Annotated in this window: 12 protein-coding genes; 1 reads left to right on the plus strand and 11 read right to left on the minus strand. The window is 70.5% G+C overall.

Annotation, left to right across the window (positions count from 1 at the left end; all coding sequences use genetic code 11):
- Positions 1 to 34: 34 nt before the first annotated feature.
- The 9 genes from ACFZDJ_RS05105 to ACFZDJ_RS05145 all read right to left on the minus strand — a co-directional run bounded on the left by ACFZDJ_RS05105 (position 35) and on the right by ACFZDJ_RS05145 (position 13,830).
- Positions 35 to 1,534: a bifunctional cytidylyltransferase/SDR family oxidoreductase gene (locus ACFZDJ_RS05105; protein ID WP_101405195.1), complete on the minus strand. Its 1,500-nt coding sequence runs from the start codon at positions 1,532 to 1,534 to the stop codon at positions 35 to 37.
- 193 nt (positions 1,535 to 1,727) lie between these two features.
- On the minus strand, positions 1,728 to 2,999 hold the full coding sequence (locus tag ACFZDJ_RS05110; protein ID WP_391056169.1) for a hypothetical protein: 1,272 nt from the start codon (positions 2,997 to 2,999) through the stop codon (positions 1,728 to 1,730).
- A gap of 134 nt (positions 3,000 to 3,133) precedes the next feature.
- Positions 3,134 to 4,684, minus strand: a complete 1,551-nt coding sequence (locus tag ACFZDJ_RS05115; RefSeq protein ID WP_391056171.1) for an alkaline phosphatase D family protein — start codon at positions 4,682 to 4,684, stop codon at positions 3,134 to 3,136.
- A 367-nt stretch (positions 4,685 to 5,051) separates the two neighbouring features.
- A complete protein-coding gene (gene obgE / locus ACFZDJ_RS05120) occupies positions 5,052 to 6,488 on the minus strand; it encodes a GTPase ObgE (RefSeq protein WP_391056174.1) in 1,437 nt (478 codons plus the stop codon).
- A gap of 132 nt (positions 6,489 to 6,620) precedes the next feature.
- Entirely contained in the window at positions 6,621 to 6,875 is a 255-nt protein-coding gene (rpmA, locus tag ACFZDJ_RS05125) for a 50S ribosomal protein L27 (protein ID WP_028802588.1), read from the minus strand.
- A gap of 14 nt (positions 6,876 to 6,889) precedes the next feature.
- The gene (gene rplU / locus ACFZDJ_RS05130; protein WP_054231928.1) at positions 6,890 to 7,210 is read right to left on the minus strand and encodes a 50S ribosomal protein L21; all 321 of its coding nucleotides are present in this window, start codon (positions 7,208 to 7,210) and stop codon (positions 6,890 to 6,892) included.
- A 260-nt stretch (positions 7,211 to 7,470) separates the two neighbouring features.
- Positions 7,471 to 11,547 (minus strand): Rne/Rng family ribonuclease, encoded by a 4,077-nt coding sequence (locus ACFZDJ_RS05135; protein WP_391056176.1) that lies wholly within the window; start codon positions 11,545 to 11,547, stop codon positions 7,471 to 7,473.
- A gap of 261 nt (positions 11,548 to 11,808) precedes the next feature.
- Positions 11,809 to 12,585 carry a TIGR03936 family radical SAM-associated protein gene (locus ACFZDJ_RS05140; protein WP_054231926.1) on the minus strand — a complete coding sequence of 259 codons (777 nt, stop codon included), beginning with the start codon at positions 12,583 to 12,585 and terminating at the stop codon, positions 11,809 to 11,811.
- 48 nt (positions 12,586 to 12,633) lie between these two features.
- Entirely contained in the window at positions 12,634 to 13,830 is a 1,197-nt protein-coding gene (locus ACFZDJ_RS05145) for a hypothetical protein (protein WP_391056179.1), read from the minus strand.
- Between the two features lie 381 nt (positions 13,831 to 14,211).
- Here ACFZDJ_RS05145 and ACFZDJ_RS05150 point away from each other — a divergent pair, with 381 nt between their 5' ends.
- The gene (locus ACFZDJ_RS05150; protein ID WP_168508659.1) at positions 14,212 to 14,796 is read left to right on the plus strand and encodes a TerD family protein; all 585 of its coding nucleotides are present in this window, start codon (positions 14,212 to 14,214) and stop codon (positions 14,794 to 14,796) included.
- 90 nt (positions 14,797 to 14,886) lie between these two features.
- Here the strand turns inward: ACFZDJ_RS05150 and ACFZDJ_RS05155 are convergent, their stop codons facing one another.
- Positions 14,887 to 15,051 (minus strand): hypothetical protein, encoded by a 165-nt coding sequence (locus tag ACFZDJ_RS05155; protein ID WP_390927345.1) that lies wholly within the window; start codon positions 15,049 to 15,051, stop codon positions 14,887 to 14,889.
- Positions 15,052 to 15,074: 23 nt separating this feature from the next.
- Positions 15,075 to 17,990, minus strand: coding sequence for an amino acid permease (locus tag ACFZDJ_RS05160; protein ID WP_391056181.1), 2,916 nt, complete (start codon positions 17,988 to 17,990; stop codon positions 15,075 to 15,077).
- Positions 17,991 to 18,251 lie beyond the last annotated feature (261 nt).

The following is an 18,251-nucleotide window of genomic DNA, read 5'->3' on the forward strand; positions in this document are numbered from 1 at the left end:
AGGCCTGAATTCCAAGAAAACTAATTGGCGTTAATTATGCCACGCCGTCCTGACGGTCCAGCACGCTGGCCAGCGCCGCCTCGAATCCGGAGGCCCGTCCGGCGCCCGCGGTCGGGTCCTGCTGGCGTACGTCGATGACGTGACCGGTCATTTCGGAGAGGAGGACGTCGAGCGAGGTGCGCGCGACCGCCTCGGAGGAGAGCAGCGAGCCCGCGGGCTCCTGGCCGAAGGCCTTGGTGCGCATCGGGGTCGCGGTGCGCTCGGGGTTGATGCAGTTGACGCGGATGCCGTCGCCGGCCCACTCGTCGGACAGCGCCTGGGTGAGGTTCACCATGGCGGCCTTGGTGGAGGAGTAGAGGCTGTACTCGGCGCGGCCGCGGGTGTAGCTGCTGGAGGTGTAGAGCAGCAGCTGGCCGTTGGTCTCGGCGAGGTACTTGTACGCGGAGCGGGCGATCTGCACCGGGGCCAGATAGTTGACCTTCAGCGCTTCCTCGATCGTCGCGTTGTCCGTCTCCGCGAGCTTGCCTATGCGCAGCACCCCGGCGGTGTTGATGACGTAGTCGATGCGCCCGGTCTCGGCATACGCCGTGGACAGCGCGTCGTCGACCTCCTCCGGGTTCTCGACGTGGGTGCCGGTGGTCGAGCGGCCGAGCGCGTAGGTCGTCGCGCCGTACCCCTCGGCGAGTTCGGCTATGTCCTTGCCGATGCCGTACGAACCGCCGAAGACCACCACGGTCTTTCCGCTGAGCAGCTCGCGGTAGGCGGCCTCGTCGGCCTGCTCGGGGGCGGCGGTGGAGGCCAGCTGGAAGAGCTTGTCGGCGATGAAGACGTCGACGGGCTGGGTGACCTTCATGTTGTACTCGTCGCCCGCGACGACGTGGATCGGCACGTCCGGCAGGTACTTGAGCACGACCGAGCAGTCGTCGGTGGCCTGGAAGTTGGGGTCACCGGCCGCGACCTCGTAGGCGCGGCGGATCGTGGACAGCTTGAACGCCTGGGGCGTCTGGCCGCGGCGCAGCCGGGAGCGGTCCGGGATCTCGGTGATGAACTCGCCGTCCTCGCCGTGGGTGCGGGTCACGATGATCGTGTCCGCGGAGGGGATGGCGACGTCGACGGCCTGGTAACGCTCCAGGGCCGTGACGCAGTCGTCTATGACGCGCTCGGACAGCAGGGGGCGCACGGCGTCGTGGAAGAGGACATTGGCGTCCTCGCCCTCGGCCAGACCCTCGCCGAGCGCGGCGATCGCGCGCTCGGTCGTCTCGTTCCGAGTCGAGCCGCCCTCGATCACCTTGGTGACCTTCTTCAGCCCCGCCTTCGCGACGATCTTCTCGACGTCCGGCACATAGCCGGGAGCCATCAGCACGATGATGTCGTCGATCGACTCGGCCTGTTCGAAGGTGGTCAGCGTGTGCTCGATGACCGCCTTGCCTGCGATCTTCAGCAGCTGCTTCGGAATCGACAGACCCACGCGCTGACCGGTGCCGCCGGCCAGGATCACTGCGGTGGTACGGGGCTTGGCAAAGTGCTCAGACACAGGTGACCTACCTTGGGGCGACAGGGAACTTTGGAATGCTCCCACTTTCCGTTACTGCCATGCAAGGTGAGCGCCCTCTGCTGCTTATGTGCGCGCAACCCGCTATTCACCTTGCATGCAGGTGCCTTCCGAGATTCCGAACCGTATTGTCCGGATTTGCTGTGAGTAACTGCACACGTTTTACGTGCGCTCTTCACTCCCGCTTCAGACGCTTGAGGACGCGGTGACCGAGGACCCTCACGAGTTCCTTGGACGAGGTCTGGTGAACCGAGCGCACGGAGGCGGCGGGATGCGCGGGAGCCGCGGCAGCCACGGCGAGCGCCCCGTACAGCGCGTGGGCCGCCACCTCGGGATCGATCCGCGGCGGCCGCGTCTCCTCGGCGCTCGCGACGCTGGGTACGGCGGACAGCAACGCCGGGTCACCGAGCACCCGTACACCCATGGCGGCGATCCGCTCGGCCATCTCCGCGCCGATACCGGCGGCCGCCTCCAGTGCCCAGCGCGGCGTGGTGATCCGCGCGTCGTCCGGGGCCGGGCGACAGGCGTTCTTCATATGTATGACGGCGCCGCCCCGCACCATCCTGGAATACACCTCGTCGGGCAGCCCATTGCCGCGGAACTCCATATTGAGTTTCCGCAGCATTTCGGTCTCGGCGAGTGTGAGCGAGCGATTGGCCGTGTCCGGCACCGGTACCAGGAGACCGTCGGGCAGGCCAAGGAGGGATTCGAAGGTGCGCATCAGACCGTGGCGGTCACGGTCGTCGACCACCACGACGGTGACGTTCCCGGCGCCGACGACCCGTACCCAGCGCTCGACGAGCCGGTCGTGGCGGTGGCGGCGCCAGAAGCTCGGATTGGGCTTCTCGTACGGGGCCTTGCGCAGCATGTGTTCGAGCCAGTCCTCGTAGCCCATGCGCAGACCGTTCTGCACGTACTGCTGCCACTGCGAGGGCATGATCTTCCACAGCGGCCGCAGGGTGACCAGGACATGGACTCGGCCCTGGTCCCGGCCCTGGTCCCGGCCCTGGTCCCGGCCCTGGCCCCGGCCCTGGCCCCGGCCGAGGTCGTCGACGATCCGGGCGATGGCCTCGTCGTCGGGCGCGTCGGCGAAGAACTCGCTGCTGACCACCGAGGTGCGCCTGCCGGTGGCGTGCACCGCGTCGACGAGCCGCTTCCAGTGCCCCTCGGTGGGCTTGGCGTCGCCCATCATCCCGGGCCGGGCACAGACCGCGAGGGCGGCTTCCATCGGGTGCCTGCTGTGGGCCGGAAAGTCGACGCCGCGCCCGGACATCGCGTCCTTCGCGGCGAACAGGGCGCCCTGGATCGACGTGGTCCCGGTCTTGTGCGGGCCGATGTGCAGCAGCCGGGTGCCGGGGGGCAGCGGCGTGGGGGCGCTCTTCGGGGCGGTTTCGCCGGTCTCCGCCTCAGGGGACGCCGAGTCGTGATGCGTACAGTCGGTCTCCATGGTCAAGGGACGTTAAATCTCTTACCTGAGCCTTACCTGAGAATGCCCTGGGACTCACATGAGTCCCAGGGTTCCCGTGAGTCCTGTGCGTCTCATGAGTCCTGTGAGTCCTGTGAGTCTCAGAGCAGCGCTGCTCAGACCAGACGTACGCCCGGCTTCCCCGCCTCGACCCGCAGCCGGGTCAGCGTGCTGGACGCGGCGTCCGGCCGCAGCACGGTCTCCGGGGCGCGGACGGTGGCGTCGATGCCCTCGCGCCGGATGTCGAAGAGGTGGTAGCCGCGGTGGGCGTCGATGAACTTCCAGTGCGGGTTGTCCGGCATCCGCGGGTCCCACTCGCTGTGGAAGGCCACCTGGTCCTGGTCGCCGCCGCTGGAGATGGAGGTCCCGACGAACTCGGCGCCGACGACGTCGGACTCCGGGTCGGCGAAGTCCTTCTTGAGGTCGCTGATCATGGTGAGGTGGCGGTCCCCGGTCAGCACGACGGGGTTGCGCACGGTGGCCAACTCCCCCATGAGCGCGTTGCGTTCGGCCTGGTATCCGTCCCAGGCGTCGTAGAACCAGAGCTTGCCGGGGCCGATCTGCAGATCTGTCTCGGCCATCATGATCTGCGAGGCGATCAGGTTCCAGCGCGTCGGTGAGTGGTGCAGCCCGCGCAGCAGCCAGGCCTTCTGCTCGGCGCCGAGCATGGTCATCGAGGGGTCCTCTGCGCCCGCCCGGGTGGTCGCCTGGTCACTGCGGAACTGCCGGGTGTCCAGGACGTTCAGCCGGACCAGCCGGCCGAAGTCGAGCCGCCGGTGCATCCGGATGTGCGGACCGTTCGGCACCGCGGTCGCCCGGACCGGCATGTGCTCGTAGTACGCCTGGTAGGCGGCGGTCAGCCGGGCCACGAACGCGTCGTGCGACTGCTTGGCCGGGTCCTGCGGGATCTTCCCGGCGAAGTCGTTGTCGACCTCGTGGTCGTCGAAGGTGACCACCCAGGGCGCGGCGGCGTGTATCGCCATGAGGTGCGGGTCGGTGCGGTACTGCGCGTAGCGGTTGCGGTACTGGACGAGGGTGTACGGCTCCCCGCCGCCCTCGTGCCGGCGGACGGCCGTCGCCGACGGCGCGGACTCGTAGATGTAGTCGCCGACGAAGAGCACGAAGTCGGGGTCCTGGGCGAGCATGTCGGCGTACGGGGTGAAGTAGCCGTTCTGCCAGTTCTGGCAGGAGGCGAGCGCGACGCGCAGCGAGCCGCGGGAGCTGTGGGGGTGCGGGGCGGTGCGGGTGCGGCCGGTCGGCGAGAGCTGACCGTCGGCGCGGAAGCGGTACCAGTACGCGCGGTCGGGACGCAGTCCGCGGACGTCGACGTGGACGCTGTGGCCGTACTCGGGCAGCGCCGGTGCGACGCCCCGCCGCACCGGCCTTCCGAAACGGGCGTCCTCGGCGATCTCCCACTCCACCGGTACCGCGCGGTCGGGCATGCCGCCGCCGTTCAGTGGGTCGGGGGCGAGCCTGGTCCACAGCACGACGGCGTCGGGCAGCGGGTCGCCGGAGGCGATGCCGAGGGTGAACACCCCGTCGGGCAGCGGGGGTTCGGCGGCGCGGGCGGTGCCGGGCAGCCACAACTGGCTGGTCGCGGCGGCGCCCAGGGCCGCGGCACCGGCGGTGAGAAAGCGGCGTCGATCGCGCGAGACGGTTCCGGTCATCGGTGAACTCCCCTGCGTCGGTGGCCCCTTGGACACCGGGAGGCTCACACGCCGCAGTGGCCCGCTCGCTGAACAGAGTTAGTCAAGAGCATGACAAGCAAGCGAAGGGCGAACCGTCGTGGTGGGGACGCCACCGGCTCTCCACGCCCCCGCCGCCCCTACCCGTCCCATCCCTACCTGGGGGCTCCGCCCCCAGACCCCCAAAAGATCGCGCAGTTCCCCGCGCCCCTAAAAGGGACGCGAGGAACTGCGCGAACAACCCCAGCCGAGCAAACGAGGGGCGGGCGGGCAATCGGGGCAAAGCCCCGACCCAGGGGCGCGGGGAACTGCGCGAACAACCCCCACCCGCCCGCGGCCGAGCGTCGGCCTAGAACGGCTCGAAGTCGTCGTACTCCTTCTCCGCGTCGTCCCGCTCCGCCTGCTTGTCGCGGCGGCGCTGCGCGGCGGGCCGCGGGACGTCGAGGCGGTGGTCCTCGCCACGGCGACCGAGCATCTCCGCACCGGCCATGACGGTCGGCTCCCAGTCGAAGACGACCGCGTTCTCCTCGGGGCCGATGGCGACGCCGTCGCCCGAGCGGGCACCCGCCTTCATCAGCTCCGCCTCGACGCCGAGGCGGTTGAGACGGTCGGCGAGGTAGCCGACGGCCTCGTCGTTGTTGAAGTCGGTCTGGCGGACCCAGCGTTCGGGCTTCTCGCCGCGCACGCGGTAGAGGCCGTCCTCCTCCTGGACCACGGTGAAGCCGGCGTCGTCGACCGCCTTCGGGCGGATGACGATCCGGGTCGCCTCCTCCTTGGGCTTGGCGGCGCGCGCCGTGCCGACGATCTCGGCGAGCGCGAAGGACAGCTCCTTCAGGCCCATGTGCGCAACAGCCGACACCTCGAAGACGCGGTAGCCGCGGGCCTCCAGGTCGGGGCGGACCATCTCGGCGAGGTCCTTGCCGTCGGGCACGTCGATCTTGTTGAGGACGACGATGCGCGGACGGTTGCCGAGGCCGCCGTACTGCTTCAGCTCTTCCTCGATGATGTCGAGGTCGGTGACCGGGTCACGCTCGGACTCCAGGGTCGCCGTGTCCAGCACATGGACCAGCACGCTGCAGCGCTCGACGTGACGGAGGAACTCGAGGCCGAGGCCCTTGCCCTGGCTGGCGCCGGGGATGAGGCCGGGCACGTCCGCGATCGTGTAGACCGTCTCGCCCGCCGTCACCACGCCCAGGTTGGGGACGAGGGTCGTGAAGGGGTAGTCCGCGATCTTCGGCTTGGCCGCCGACAGGACGGAGATGAGGGACGACTTGCCGGCGCTCGGGTAACCGACGAGCGCCACGTCCGCGACGGTCTTCAGCTCCAGGACGATGTCCTGGAAGTCGCCGGGGACACCGAGCAGCGCGAAGCCGGGGGCCTTGCGGCGGGCCGAGGCCAGCGCCGCGTTGCCGAGGCCACCGCGACCGCCCTGCGCGGCGACGTACGACGTGCCGTGGCCGACGAGGTCCGCGAGGACGTTGCCCGCCCCGTCGAACACGACCGTGCCGTCCGGCACCGGCAGGATCAGGTCCTGCCCGTCCTTGCCGGAGCGGTTGCCGCCCTCACCGGGCTTGCCGTTGGTGGCGCTGCGGTGCGGCTTGTGGTGGTAGTCGAGCAGCGTGGTCACGGACTGGTCGACGACCAGCATCACGTCACCGCCCCGGCCGCCGTTGCCACCGTCCGGGCCGCCGAGCGGCTTGAACTTCTCCCGGTGTACGGAGGCACAGCCGTGGCCTCCGCTACCCGCGGCGACGTGCAGCTCGACGCGGTCCACGAAGGTGGTCATGGGATGTGCCTCCAGTTACGTACGAAAGTCCTGCGCAGCCCTGTATGCCACAGAGCAGCTTCTATTCAAAACACGCGAAAGGCGGACCCGCTTCCCGAACGGGAAGTGAGGTCCGCCTCGCGAAAGAACCGGTCAGGCGACCGGAACGATGTTCACGACCTTGCGGCCACGGTGGGTACCGAACTCCACCGCACCGGCGTCAAGGGCGAACAGCGTGTCGTCCTTGCCACGGCCGACGCCGTTGCCCGGGTGGAAGTGGGTGCCGCGCTGGCGGACCAGGATCTCACCGGCGTTGACGACCTGACCGCCGAAGCGCTTCACGCCGAGCCGCTGAGCATTGGAGTCGCGACCGTTCCGAGTGGACGATGCGCCCTTCTTGTGTGCCATCTCTCCTCAGTCCCTTACTTCGCAGCCGCGGGGATCTCAGTGACCTTGATCGCCGTGTACTGCTGGCGGTGGCCCTGACGACGGCGGTAACCGGTCTTGTTCTTGTAGCGAAGGATGTCGATCTTGACGCCCTTGTGGTGGTCCACGATCTCGGCCTGGACCTTGATGCCGGCAAGGACCCACGGGTCGCTGGTCACGGCGTCGCCGTCGACAACGAGCAGGGTCGAGAGCTCGACCGTGTCGCCAACCTTGGCAGTGGGAATCTTGTCAACCTCAACGATGTCGCCGACAGCAACCTTGTGCTGGCGACCACCGCTGCGCACGATGGCGTACACGCGGATCTCTCTCTCGCTCGGAACGGAACCCCGCAGTCCAGCCGCGCGCTGCGCGAGCGGCCTCTCCCGAAGCGCACGGCATGCGAACACGCATGACACGCAGAATTCCGGGAGGAAGAGGTTTACGGGGGTGCGGCGCGTCAGGGGACACGCCGACGGTCTAGGTTACGGGGCCCGGCTTGAGGGGTCAAACCGGGCCACCGTCATGCGGTCGGAGCAGCGGAGGGACCGACTTCCGTCAGCCCTCCGCCGGTTCCGCGTCAGTCCTCGGTGGTCGCCGAGACTGTCGAACGGTCCTGCTGCTCGGCCGCCGCGGTCTTCTTCGCGGTGGTCTTGGCTGCCGTCTTCTTCGCGGTCGCCTTCTTGGCCGTGACCTTCTTGGCGACCGTCTTCTTGGCAGCGGTCTTCTTGGTGGCGGCCTTCTTCGCCGTCACCTTCTTGGCCGTCTTGCGGGCGGCCGTCTTCTTGGCCGGGGCCGCGGCCTCGACGTCGGCCTCCGCCGCCGTCTCGGGCGCCGTCTCGGGCGCCGTCTCGGGCACCTCAGGGGCCTCGGCCGGCTCCGCCGAGGCCGACGGGACGACCACGACGGCCGCCTCCTCGGACGCGGTGGGCGCGGTGGCCTTGCGGACGGCACGGCGACGCGGGCGGGCCGGCGCGGCGCTCTCGGCGGGCGCCTCGGGCTGCGGCTCGACGACCTCGGCGGCGGCCTCGGGCACGGGCGCCGCGACCGGCTCCGTGACCGTCACCGTCACCACGGTCTCGTCCGTCGCCTTCGGGGAACCGGCCGGAGCCGACACCTTGCGGGTGGCACGACGACGCGTACGGCCCTTGGGAGCGGCCTCGTCCTCCGGTACGGCGACCACGAGGGCCGGAGCGGCCTCAGGAGCCGGCGTGACCTCGGGAGCCTCGGCGACCGGCGCCTCGACGACCGGGTCCTCGACCGCGACCGGCTCGGACTCGGCGGCCTCGCGGGACGTCAGAGCCCGCTCGGTCCGCTCGGCCCGCTCCTCATGGCGGCCCCGGGGAGCACGCTCCTCGGCCTTCGGCGCACCCGCGGGAGCCGACACGCGCCGGGTCGCCCGGCGCCGCGAACGACCGCCACGGGAAGCCGCGGCCTCCGCCTCGGCGGCGCTGCTGTACAGCTCCTCGTCCGGCTGGAACTCCTGCTCGACCAGAGCGACGGGCGCGGCGACCTCGGCGGCCACCTCGGCCTCGCTCTCGACCGTCTCCGGCTCCTCCGCGATCTCGTGCGTGTGCTCGAGCTCGTGGTCGAGCTGCTCGGCACCACCACGGCCGCGCTTCTTGCGCTTGCCGCCGCCTCCGACCGAGGTCGGCTGCTCCATGTGCACGATCACGCCACGGCCGTTGCAGTGGACGCAGGTCTCGGAGAAGGACTCCAGGAGGCCCTGTCCGACGCGCTTGCGCGTCATCTGGACCAGGCCCAGCGAGGTGACCTCGGCGACCTGGTGCTTCGTACGGTCGCGTCCCAGGCACTCCAGGAGGCGCCGCAGCACCAGGTCCCGGTTGGACTCCAGGACCATGTCGATGAAGTCGATGACGACGATGCCGCCCAGGTCGCGCAGCCGCAGCTGGCGCACGATCTCCTCGGCCGCCTCCAGGTTGTTCCTGGTCACGGTCTCTTCGAGGTTGCCGCCCTGACCGGTGAACTTGCCGGTGTTGACGTCGACCACGACCATGGCCTCGGTCTTGTCGATCACCAGCGAACCGCCGCTGGGCAGCCAGACCTTGCGGTCCAGGGCCTTCATCAGCTGCTCGTCGATGCGGTACGTCGCGAAGACGTCGACCTCGGAGGTCCACTTCGAGAGGCGGTCGGCCAGGTCGGGCGCGACGTGGGACACGTACCCGTGGATGGTCTCCCACGCCTCGTCGCCGCTGACGATGACCTTGGTGAAGTCCTCGTTGAAGATGTCGCGGACGACACGGACGGTCATGTCCGGCTCGCCGTACAGCAGAGACGGCGCGTTCGAGCTGCCGCCGCTCTTCGCCTTCTTCTGGATGTCCTCCCACTGCGCCTGCAGGCGCTCGACGTCGCGGCTCAGCTCGTCCTCGCTCGCTCCCTCGGCGGCGGTGCGCACGATGACGCCCGCGTCCTCGGGGACGATCTTCTTGAGGATGGTCTTCAGGCGCGCGCGCTCGGTGTCGGGCAGCTTGCGGCTGATGCCGGTCATCGAGCCCTCGGGCACGTAGACCAGGTAGCGGCCGGGCAGGGAGACCTGGCTGGTGAGACGGGCGCCCTTGTGGCCGATCGGGTCCTTGGTGACCTGCACGAGGACCGACTGGCCGGACTTCAGCGCGCTCTCGATGCGGCGCGGCCCGTTGGCCATGCCGAGCGCCTCGAAGTTGACCTCACCGGCGTAGAGCACGGCGTTGCGGCCCTTGCCGATGTCGATGAAGGCGGCCTCCATCGACGGCAGCACGTTCTGGACCTTGCCCAGGTAGACGTTGCCGACGTACGAGGTCGACTGCTCCTTGTTGACGTAGTGCTCGACGAGCACGTTGTCCTCGAGGACGCCGATCTGGGTGCGCTCGCCGCTCTGGCGGACGACCATCACGCGCTCGACGGCCTCACGGCGGGCCAGGAACTCGGCCTCGGTGATGATCGGAACGCGGCGGCGGCCCTGCTCGCGCCCTTCACGGCGGCGCTGCTTCTTGGCTTCGAGGCGGGTCGAGCCCTTGATGGACTGCACCTCGTCGGACGGGTGCTCGTCCTTCTTGCCGCGCGGCTCGCGGACCTTGACGACCGTGCGCTCGGGGTCGTTCTCGCCGGGCTCGGCCTCGGGGCCGGAGTCACCGGCACGACGGCGGCGGCGACGGCGGCGACGGCTGCTGCTGGAGCCGGAACCGCCCGGCTCGTCGCGCTCGTCCGCCTCCTCGGCGTCCTCCTCGGCCTGCTCGGCGGTGTCCTCGGCGTCCTGCGCGGCCTGCTCGGCGGCGTACTCGTCGTCACCGGCCTCACCGTCCGCCTCGGCGGACTCGCCACGGCGACGGCGACGGCCACCACGACGGCGGCGGCGGCGCGAGCCCGCGGACTCCTCCTCGGACTCGTCGTCCTCGACGCCGTCCTCGACGTCCTCGGCGGACTCGTCGGGCTCCTCCACCTCGTCGACGGGCTCCGCGGCCGGGGCCGCGGGCGCCTCCTCTACGGTCCGGCGGCGACGGCGACGGCGACCGCCGGTCTCCTCCTCGACGGCCACGGGTGCCTCGACGACCTCTTCGGCCGCGGGGGCCTCGGCGGTCTCGGCGGCCACTTCCGCCGCCTCGGCGGCAGCCGCGGCGGCGGCCCGCTCCGGCGTCTGGAACATCGGCTCGGTGAACACGGGCGCCTGGAAAACGGCGACGGCCGGACGCGCGGGCCGTCGCGCGGACTCGGCCTCCTTCGGCGCGGGGGCGGAGAAACCGACAGCGGCCTTGCGCGTGGCACGGCGGCGGGTGCGGCGCGGGGCGCCGTCCTCGGTGGTCTCGGCCTCGGCCTCGGGCTTGGTCTCGGCCGCGGACTTGGTCTCGGCCTCGGCGGCGGGCTTGCTCTCGCTGGGGCTGGTCTCGCTGGTCACGGGCGCCTCCACACGCTCGTCGGCGGCGTCGCCCTCGGGCGCACCGGCGGGCGCGGAGACGCGCCGGGTGGCGCGACGACGGGTGGTGCGGCGGGGTGCGGCGTCCTCGGCGGCGGGGGCCTCTTCGGCCTGCGCCTCGACGGACTCCCTGACGGCCTCAGGGGTCTCAGTGACCTCAGGAGCCTCGGGGGTCTGAGCGGTCTCGGCCGCCTTGGGCGCACCGGTCGGCGCGGAGGCGCGACGGGTCGCACGCCGACGCGGACGGGCGGCGGGCGCCGCCTCTTCCTCGACGGCGGGGGCCGCTCCGACCTGGGCCTCGGCCTCGGCAGGCGTGCTCGCGGGCACCACGGTGGTCTCCGCGGCCGGGGCTGCCTCGGCCGTCCCCGGCGCACCGGCGGGCGCGGACACCCGGCGGGTGGCGCGGCGACGCGTACGGCGCGGAGCGGCGTCCTCGGCGGGCTCGACCGGCTCGGCGGCAGCGGCCTGAGCCACCGCCTCCTCCACCGTCTCTTCGGTCTCTTGGGTTTCTTCGGTCTCGAGAGCCTCGGGGGCCTCAGCGGCCTCGGCGGCGGCCATGGCCTCGGCGGATGTCACCGGCGGTATGGCCGCAGCCGTGGTCTCGGCCACGGACTGGGACTCGGCCGCGCCCGTGGGCGGGCCGGCCGGACGCGACGCCGCACGGCGGCGGCGCCGCGGCGGCAGGGTGTCGCTCGGAGTGTTGTTGTTGTTGTCGGAACCCTCGGTGGGTTCGGTCGGCTCGAGCATGCGGGTGGATCTCCCGTCAGGCTCCCGGGCGCCGCGCCTGGTCCGGCAGTGCCGGTGACGTCCGCGGCTCGCGCGATGCGCGGTGCCGCCGTCCGGGGCGCGGGCGCCGCACGGGAGCTCTCTGTGTCCTGTCTCGCCGGTTCCGTACGCCATGTGTGCGTACGGCCTGGCGAAAGTCTTCTGGTCGGTGCGCTGCCCGACCCAGGTGGCTCCCGGATCCGAGGGCGGCGCTACGACGTCCGTCCTTACGCGGGACCTTCCTTACGCCGACGCCTTCGCGGCGGCAGTTTCGGCGGCCCCTGTGCGATCGGCTGGGGCGGCCATGACTGCCTCGCGGTCGGGCGCGAGCGGGTCGGTCACCGTGCCGGTCTCTTCATCGAACAGCCCCTGCGCCAGCCTGGTCACCGCTGCGGCGACCGGCGGCGCCAGGTCGGCCACGGCGCGAAGACCGGACAGGACGTCGTCGGGTCGTACGGCAGGCGTCACGTGCCGAACAACCAGGCGCAGTATCGCACAGGGCTGGTCGGTCGGCCTATCAGCCTGCGGACTGTGCGCCTCGAGGCTCGCCACGGCACCGCGGGCGTCGAAGGTGCGCATCCCGTTCTTGGTCCTGCGCTGGACTTCCACCGTGTCGGCCGACTTGAAGGCGTCGACCGCGCGCTCCGCGTCCTCGGGCGCCACGCCGTCGAGGCGCAGCTCCCACACGGACGCGGTGAGCCGGTCGGCGAGACCCGACGTGCGGGCCTCGACCGCCTCGATGATGTCGAGCCCCACGGGCATCGACTCATCGAGGAGCTCACGCAGCTTCTGAGGGTCACGCGTCTGGGTGAGCGCGATCTCCAGGTACTCCGCCTCGCTGCCTGTGCCGGTGGGTGCGGCATTGGCGTACGACACCTTCGGATGCGGCGTGAACCCCGCCGAGTACGCCATCGGCACCTCGGCACGGCGCAACGCACGCTCGAAGGCGCGCTGGAAGTCACGGTGGCTGGTGAACCGGAGGCGGCCGCGCTTGGTGTAGCGCAGTCGGATGCGCTGCACCGCGGGTGCGGGCGGTGGGCCTTCGGGCTGTCGCTTGCCCAGTGTCGTTCAGTCCTTCGTGAGAGCGGTCGTACTGCTACCTAGAGTACGTGTCGCGGCGGCTCCTGGTTCCCGCCGGTGGTTCGCCAGGGGCACCCGCTCGGGCTCCCGGGGCGTGCCGAAGAGCATGCGGCGGATGTCGGCGCGGGTCTGCCGCGCCGACTCGCGGGCGGTGGCCAGGGCCTGCCGGGTCACCCGGCCCACGCCGCGCGCGGCCTCGGCGGCGGGCCGCAGGACCGTGTCCCGGACGACGTGTCCGACCGGCGTCAGCACGCCGCGATACACCCAGCGCACGGGCTCCACGAAGATCCACCGCAAGAGTCGTCCGAGGAACCGGCCGACGGCGAGCGAGAGGTGTCCGGCCACCCGCCAGGCGTGTCCGAGTGCGTCCCCGACCTCCCGCGCGACGACGGCGAGGACCCGTCCGACCGGCACGAGCACCCAGCGCCACAGGGCGAGCGCGGGCAGCACGAGCAGGACGCGCAGGGTCCAGTAGAGCGCGGCGCCGATCCCGGTGAAGATCATCCGTACCAGCCACCCGGCTCCGCGCGCCGCCCCCGCGATCGCCCGTCCGACGGGGGCGAGGATCCACTCGTACAGCCACAGCGCCGGTACGACGATCAGATGGCGGACCAGCCAGGCCACGACCCCGTACACCCCGAGCGCGACCGCCCCGAACCCGGCCCCCAGGCCCCTGAGCAGCCAGGCGACGGCCCGGCCGACGGGGGTCAGCACCCGGGCGTACATCCAGGCGAGTACGGCGCCGATGCCACGGAGGACCCAGGCGAACCCCGCGCCGACAGCGCGGAGGACCCACATGAGCCCGGCGCCGACGCCCCGTGCCACCCAGGCGATCGCGTGTCCGACCGGTGTGAGCACCGTCTCGTACAGCCACACGGCGGGCACGACGATCAGGACGTACCCGAGCCACGCCAGCGCCTTTCCGGCCGGCACCACGACGTACCGCCACAGCGTCACCCACGGCCAGACGAACACCGCCCACGCCACCCACTGGAGCACCCGCCCCGCGGGGCGCAGCACGGTGTCCCGCAGAAACCTTCCGCCGACCACCAGGGCGTCCCACAGCATGCGCACCGGCACGACGAGCACGAGGACGACGATCCGCACGGGCAGGCGGATCGCGACCGTGAGGCACCCCTCGGCCGGTACTGCGGGTCGCTCAGCAGGCGACTTTTCCAGATCCATACCGATGTAGACGCGTCAGGGCACCATCTGGATGCACGCCCCTGAGGCCGGTTGCGCTCCCGTCGAAACTCCTGGCGGCCGCGCCGTTCCGCCCGGTCTCCCGTGCGTCGGCCGGCCGGTGGACACACACGTGCACACCCGCACCGAGCCCCCAACCGCCCTGGGCCTGGGAGTGGTTCGCCAACTCCCTCTGGAATGCGCGCTGCCACCGCGCCGCCCCGCCCCGCCCCGCAACCAGCGGTGATCACACGACTCTGGTCGGCGGTCAGTGCCTCATGTGTCCCCTTGTCCGCTTATGAAGGGACCCCTGCCGAGGGAACACCAGGAACTCCATGCACACTTTGCCTGTCGCAGTCCCGTCTCCAAGAGGATGATCCACGCATGATTACGCTCACCAAAGAAGACGGCCCGGCGGATCTGGACGGAGTCACCCATCTGTCCATCGGAGTGTCCTGGGATCCCACCGCGGGCAGCAGCGGTGGAGTGATGGGCGTGCTCCGCCGCAAGACCGGCACCGACCTGGACCTGATCGCCATCGCGATGCAGGGCACGGACCCGGTGCGCCTGGCGGGCCTCGACTCGCTCGACCCCATGGGCAACGGTTCCCTGGTCCACAGCGGCGACAACCAGACCGGGCGCGGGGAGGGCGACGACGAGACGTTGACGGTCGAGTTCGCCCGGATACCGTCCAACATCACGACGATCGTGTTCATCGCCGCCGCCTTCAAGAAGGGCAGCTCCTTCCAGAAGGCGCGCAACATCAGCTTCAAGGTGTACGACGCGACCGGCGGCACCACCCAGCAGGTCGCCGACATCTGGCCGAGCCTGCTCACCCAGGACAACGGGTGCGCCGTGGCCAAGGCCGTTCGTGTCGACGGCAGTTGGAAGCTCGAGGTCATCAATGTGACGGGGAAGATCAAGCAGGGTGACGAGCACGCCCTGATGCGCTTCGCCGTCAGCAAGTAGTCCGCGATCACCGCGTAGCCCGCCATCACCGCGTAGTCCGCCATCAGTACGTAGGGCGAGGTACCCGGGGTCCCTGTGCGGCCCCGGGTACTACATACGCCGAACGGTCTGCGCCTCCAACTCCCCCCGCTGCCGCAGGCCGCGCACCGCGCGGGTGGAGCGAGTACGCAGCCTGAACCAGCCGTCCTGCAACGGTTGCTGGAACAGCACCGCACACAGCATCCCGAGTACGGCACCCACGACTCCGTTGGCCACATCTGTTCGGACCTCGGGCGGGGCTACTGGCCGTCCGCCGGCGGCAGGTCCTGCTCGGTCCAGATCGTCTTGCCGGTGGGTGTGTAGCGCGTGCCCCAGTGGTGGGTCATCTGGGCGATGATGAACAGACCCCGGCCTCCCTCGTCGTCGTTCGCGGCGTGCCGCAGATTGGGCGTGGTGTGGCCGGTGTCGGAGACTTCGCAGATCAGGTTCCGGTCGCGGATCAGGCGTACCTGGATCGGGCCGCCGACGTAGCGGATGGCGTTGGTGACCAGTTCGCTGACGATGAGCTCGCTGGCGAACGTCAGGTCTTCCAGCCCCCAGTCGCGGAGCTGCTTGCTGACGGCGGTGCGGATGGTGGCCACGGCCGCCGGGTCCGGGGGCAGTTCCCACTGGGTGAACTGGTTCCGGTCGAGCAGGCGGGTGCGGGCGATGAGCAGCGTCGCGTCTTCGTCCACGACCCCGGGCAGCAGGGCGGCCACCGCCCGGTCGCACAACTTTTCGAGAGACGCTCGGTGGTCGGCGAGGACCTGGGACAGCTGCGCGAGCCCGGCGTCACGGTCGTCGGCCGCCTGGAGGAGGCCGCCCGTGAAGAGGGCGACGAGACTGCCCGGCGGAAGCTCCAGATCCGTGCTCTGGTAGGGCAGGCCACCGACTCCCAGGGGCGGTCCCGGGGGCAGCTCCGGATGGCCGACGACACCCGTGTGCGGCTCGACGACCACCAGTACCGACTCCCCTGCCCGCGCCAGACTGCACTTCCCCGAGACGGGGTCGTACACCGCGTACAGGCAGGTCACGCCCAGGGCCTCGTCGGCCTGCGGCCTCAGGTTGCCCAGGCCTTGGCCGGCTCCGCGCTCGTGCGCGGTCTGCTCGACCAGGTCGTCCAGGCGGGACAGGAGCTCGTCCGGGCTCAGGTCCAGCCGGGCCAGGACACGCACACCCGTGCGCAAGCGGCCCATGGTGGCCGCGGCGCGCAGGCCGTGACCCAGCACGTCCCCGACGACCAGGCCGACCCGGGTGCCCGACAGGGGGATGACGTCGTACCAGTCGCCGCCCACCCCGGACCCGCTGTCGGCGGGCAGGTAGCGGCTCGCCGCGTCAACGGCGGCGTGCGGCGGCAGGCGGCCCGGGAGCAGGCTCCGCTGGAGTTTGAGGGCCACGGCATGGCCACGGGTGACCAGCGGCATCAGCAGGAGACCGAGCAGCAGGGCACCCAGGCCCAGGACGGTGACCCCGCCCGTCCTCCCGATCAGTGGCAGGTCGACGCTGGTCATGCCGTATCCGGGCTTCGCGTAGACGACGAAGGTGGCGTAGAGGAACAGCAGGAGCATGATCAGCCCGCCGAGCCCCGGCAACACGCCCTTGAAGACCAGGTCTCTGGCACTGCGGGTGAGGACCTTGCGGTGGTACCAGACGCAGGCGAAGCCGGTCAGTCCGTACTGGAACGCGATCGCGAGACCGACCGAGTCGATCGAGTCGGCCAGGACGTTCTGGCTGAACGACTTCAACAGGACCAGCAAGGCGATCGACACCGCGCCCATGCCGACGGTTCCCCAGGTCGGGGTGAGAAATCTACGGTGGACCCGGGCGAACCGGGCGGGGACGGCCTTGTGGACCGCCATGGAGAAGACGGTCCTGGCCAGGGGCAGGATGGTGGTCTCGGCGGAGGCCAACGCGGAGGTCAGCACCATCAGGATCAGCAGTCTCGACAGAAGTAGCCCCGTACCGTCGCTCCCGAACACGGCGTTGCCCAGTCCGGAGAACACATTGTCCGAGTTGTGCGTGTTGCCGAGCCCGATGCCCGAGGCGCCGACTCCCGCGAACGCCTGCGCCGAAGTGGACACCAGCCCGTACAAGATCAGGAGCAGCACGGTGGACATGACCGCGGCGCGCCCGGGGACGCACGTGCTGTTGACGGTTTCCTCGTTGACCGCGAATGAGGTGTCCCAGCCCCAGTAGATGAAGACCCCCGCGAGGATGCCCGAGGTCAGGGCCGTTGCCGAGGGCACCTCGAACGGGTTGAACCAGGAGGCGGAAACGTGGATCGCCGTCGCGGGAGGGCTCGTGTAGACCCTGACCAGTGCGGCGACGGCGAACAGGATCAGCATCACCACTTCCAGGCACAGCAGCCAGCGCTGGACAGCCGACGAGAACTCGATGCCGACGTAGCAGATCACGGTCAGCACGGCGATCCAGACGATGCCCGCCACGGTGGTCCACAGCCGGTTCTCCGCCAGTCCGTCCAGGCCCACCAGCCGGAAGCCGTAGGTGGCGGCGATCTCGGCGAGGCTCGCCATGACGATGATGTTGGCGACGATGAGGCCCCAGCCGCCCATCCAGCCGGTGCGCGGTCCGAAGGTGCGGGTGGCCCAGGTGAAGGTGGTCCCGCAGTCGGCGTTGCTCGCGTTGAGTTCCCGGTAGGCGCACGCGACCAGCAGCATCGGGATGAACGCCAGCATGGTGACGATCGGGGCCTGCAGTCCGACCCCGGCCACGATGATGCCCAGCGTGGCGGCCAGGCTGTACGCCGGGCCGGTGGAGGCCAGACCCATGGCCACCGAGGAGAACATGCCCAGGGCGTCGTTCTTGAGCCCTTTCCGGCCGGACCCCGTCCCGGGAGCGGGGCGGTCGACAGGCTCGGCGCCGCCAAAGTGCCTCACACTTGATTCCAACGCCGGGCCACTCCCCTCCGCAACAGCGCAGGGACAGCAGAATGTCCCGTACCGGACTCGAACCCGCTCCACCACTGAGTGGAAGTCCACCACCACGGAGTGGATGTCCGAGGCGCCTCTGGGCTCCGCGAGGGCCTCGATCACCCGATCGAGGCCCTCGCTCACCTCAAGCGCGTGACCGCTCCCTGCGGGGGCCGGTGCGGCGTTCTTGACCGTCAGCGACAGGAGCTTCTTGCCCGTCGGGCCGATCTGGATGCTGGTGTCCATCTGGTGAGCTGCGCGTCATGGATGCCCCTCTGAGCCGGCAGCGTGAGCCGGCTGCGGACCGGTGAGGGATGCCACAAATGAGGCCGGCCAGTGGCGCGCGAACGCCGAGGGGGCTACCGTCGACAGGGAGAACGACCGGTCTTCCTACCTCTGAGGGGATGGCCCCTCGGCTTTCCGGGCGGGACTGCCTCCATGCAGAGAACTACTGGTGGGCCCTGGTGCACGTCGAAGAGAGATCAAAGAGTTCCATGAAAGCAACCC

It is taken from the genome of Streptomyces sp. NPDC007896 (assembly GCF_042959425.1).
Taxonomy (GTDB): domain Bacteria; phylum Actinomycetota; class Actinomycetes; order Streptomycetales; family Streptomycetaceae; genus Streptomyces.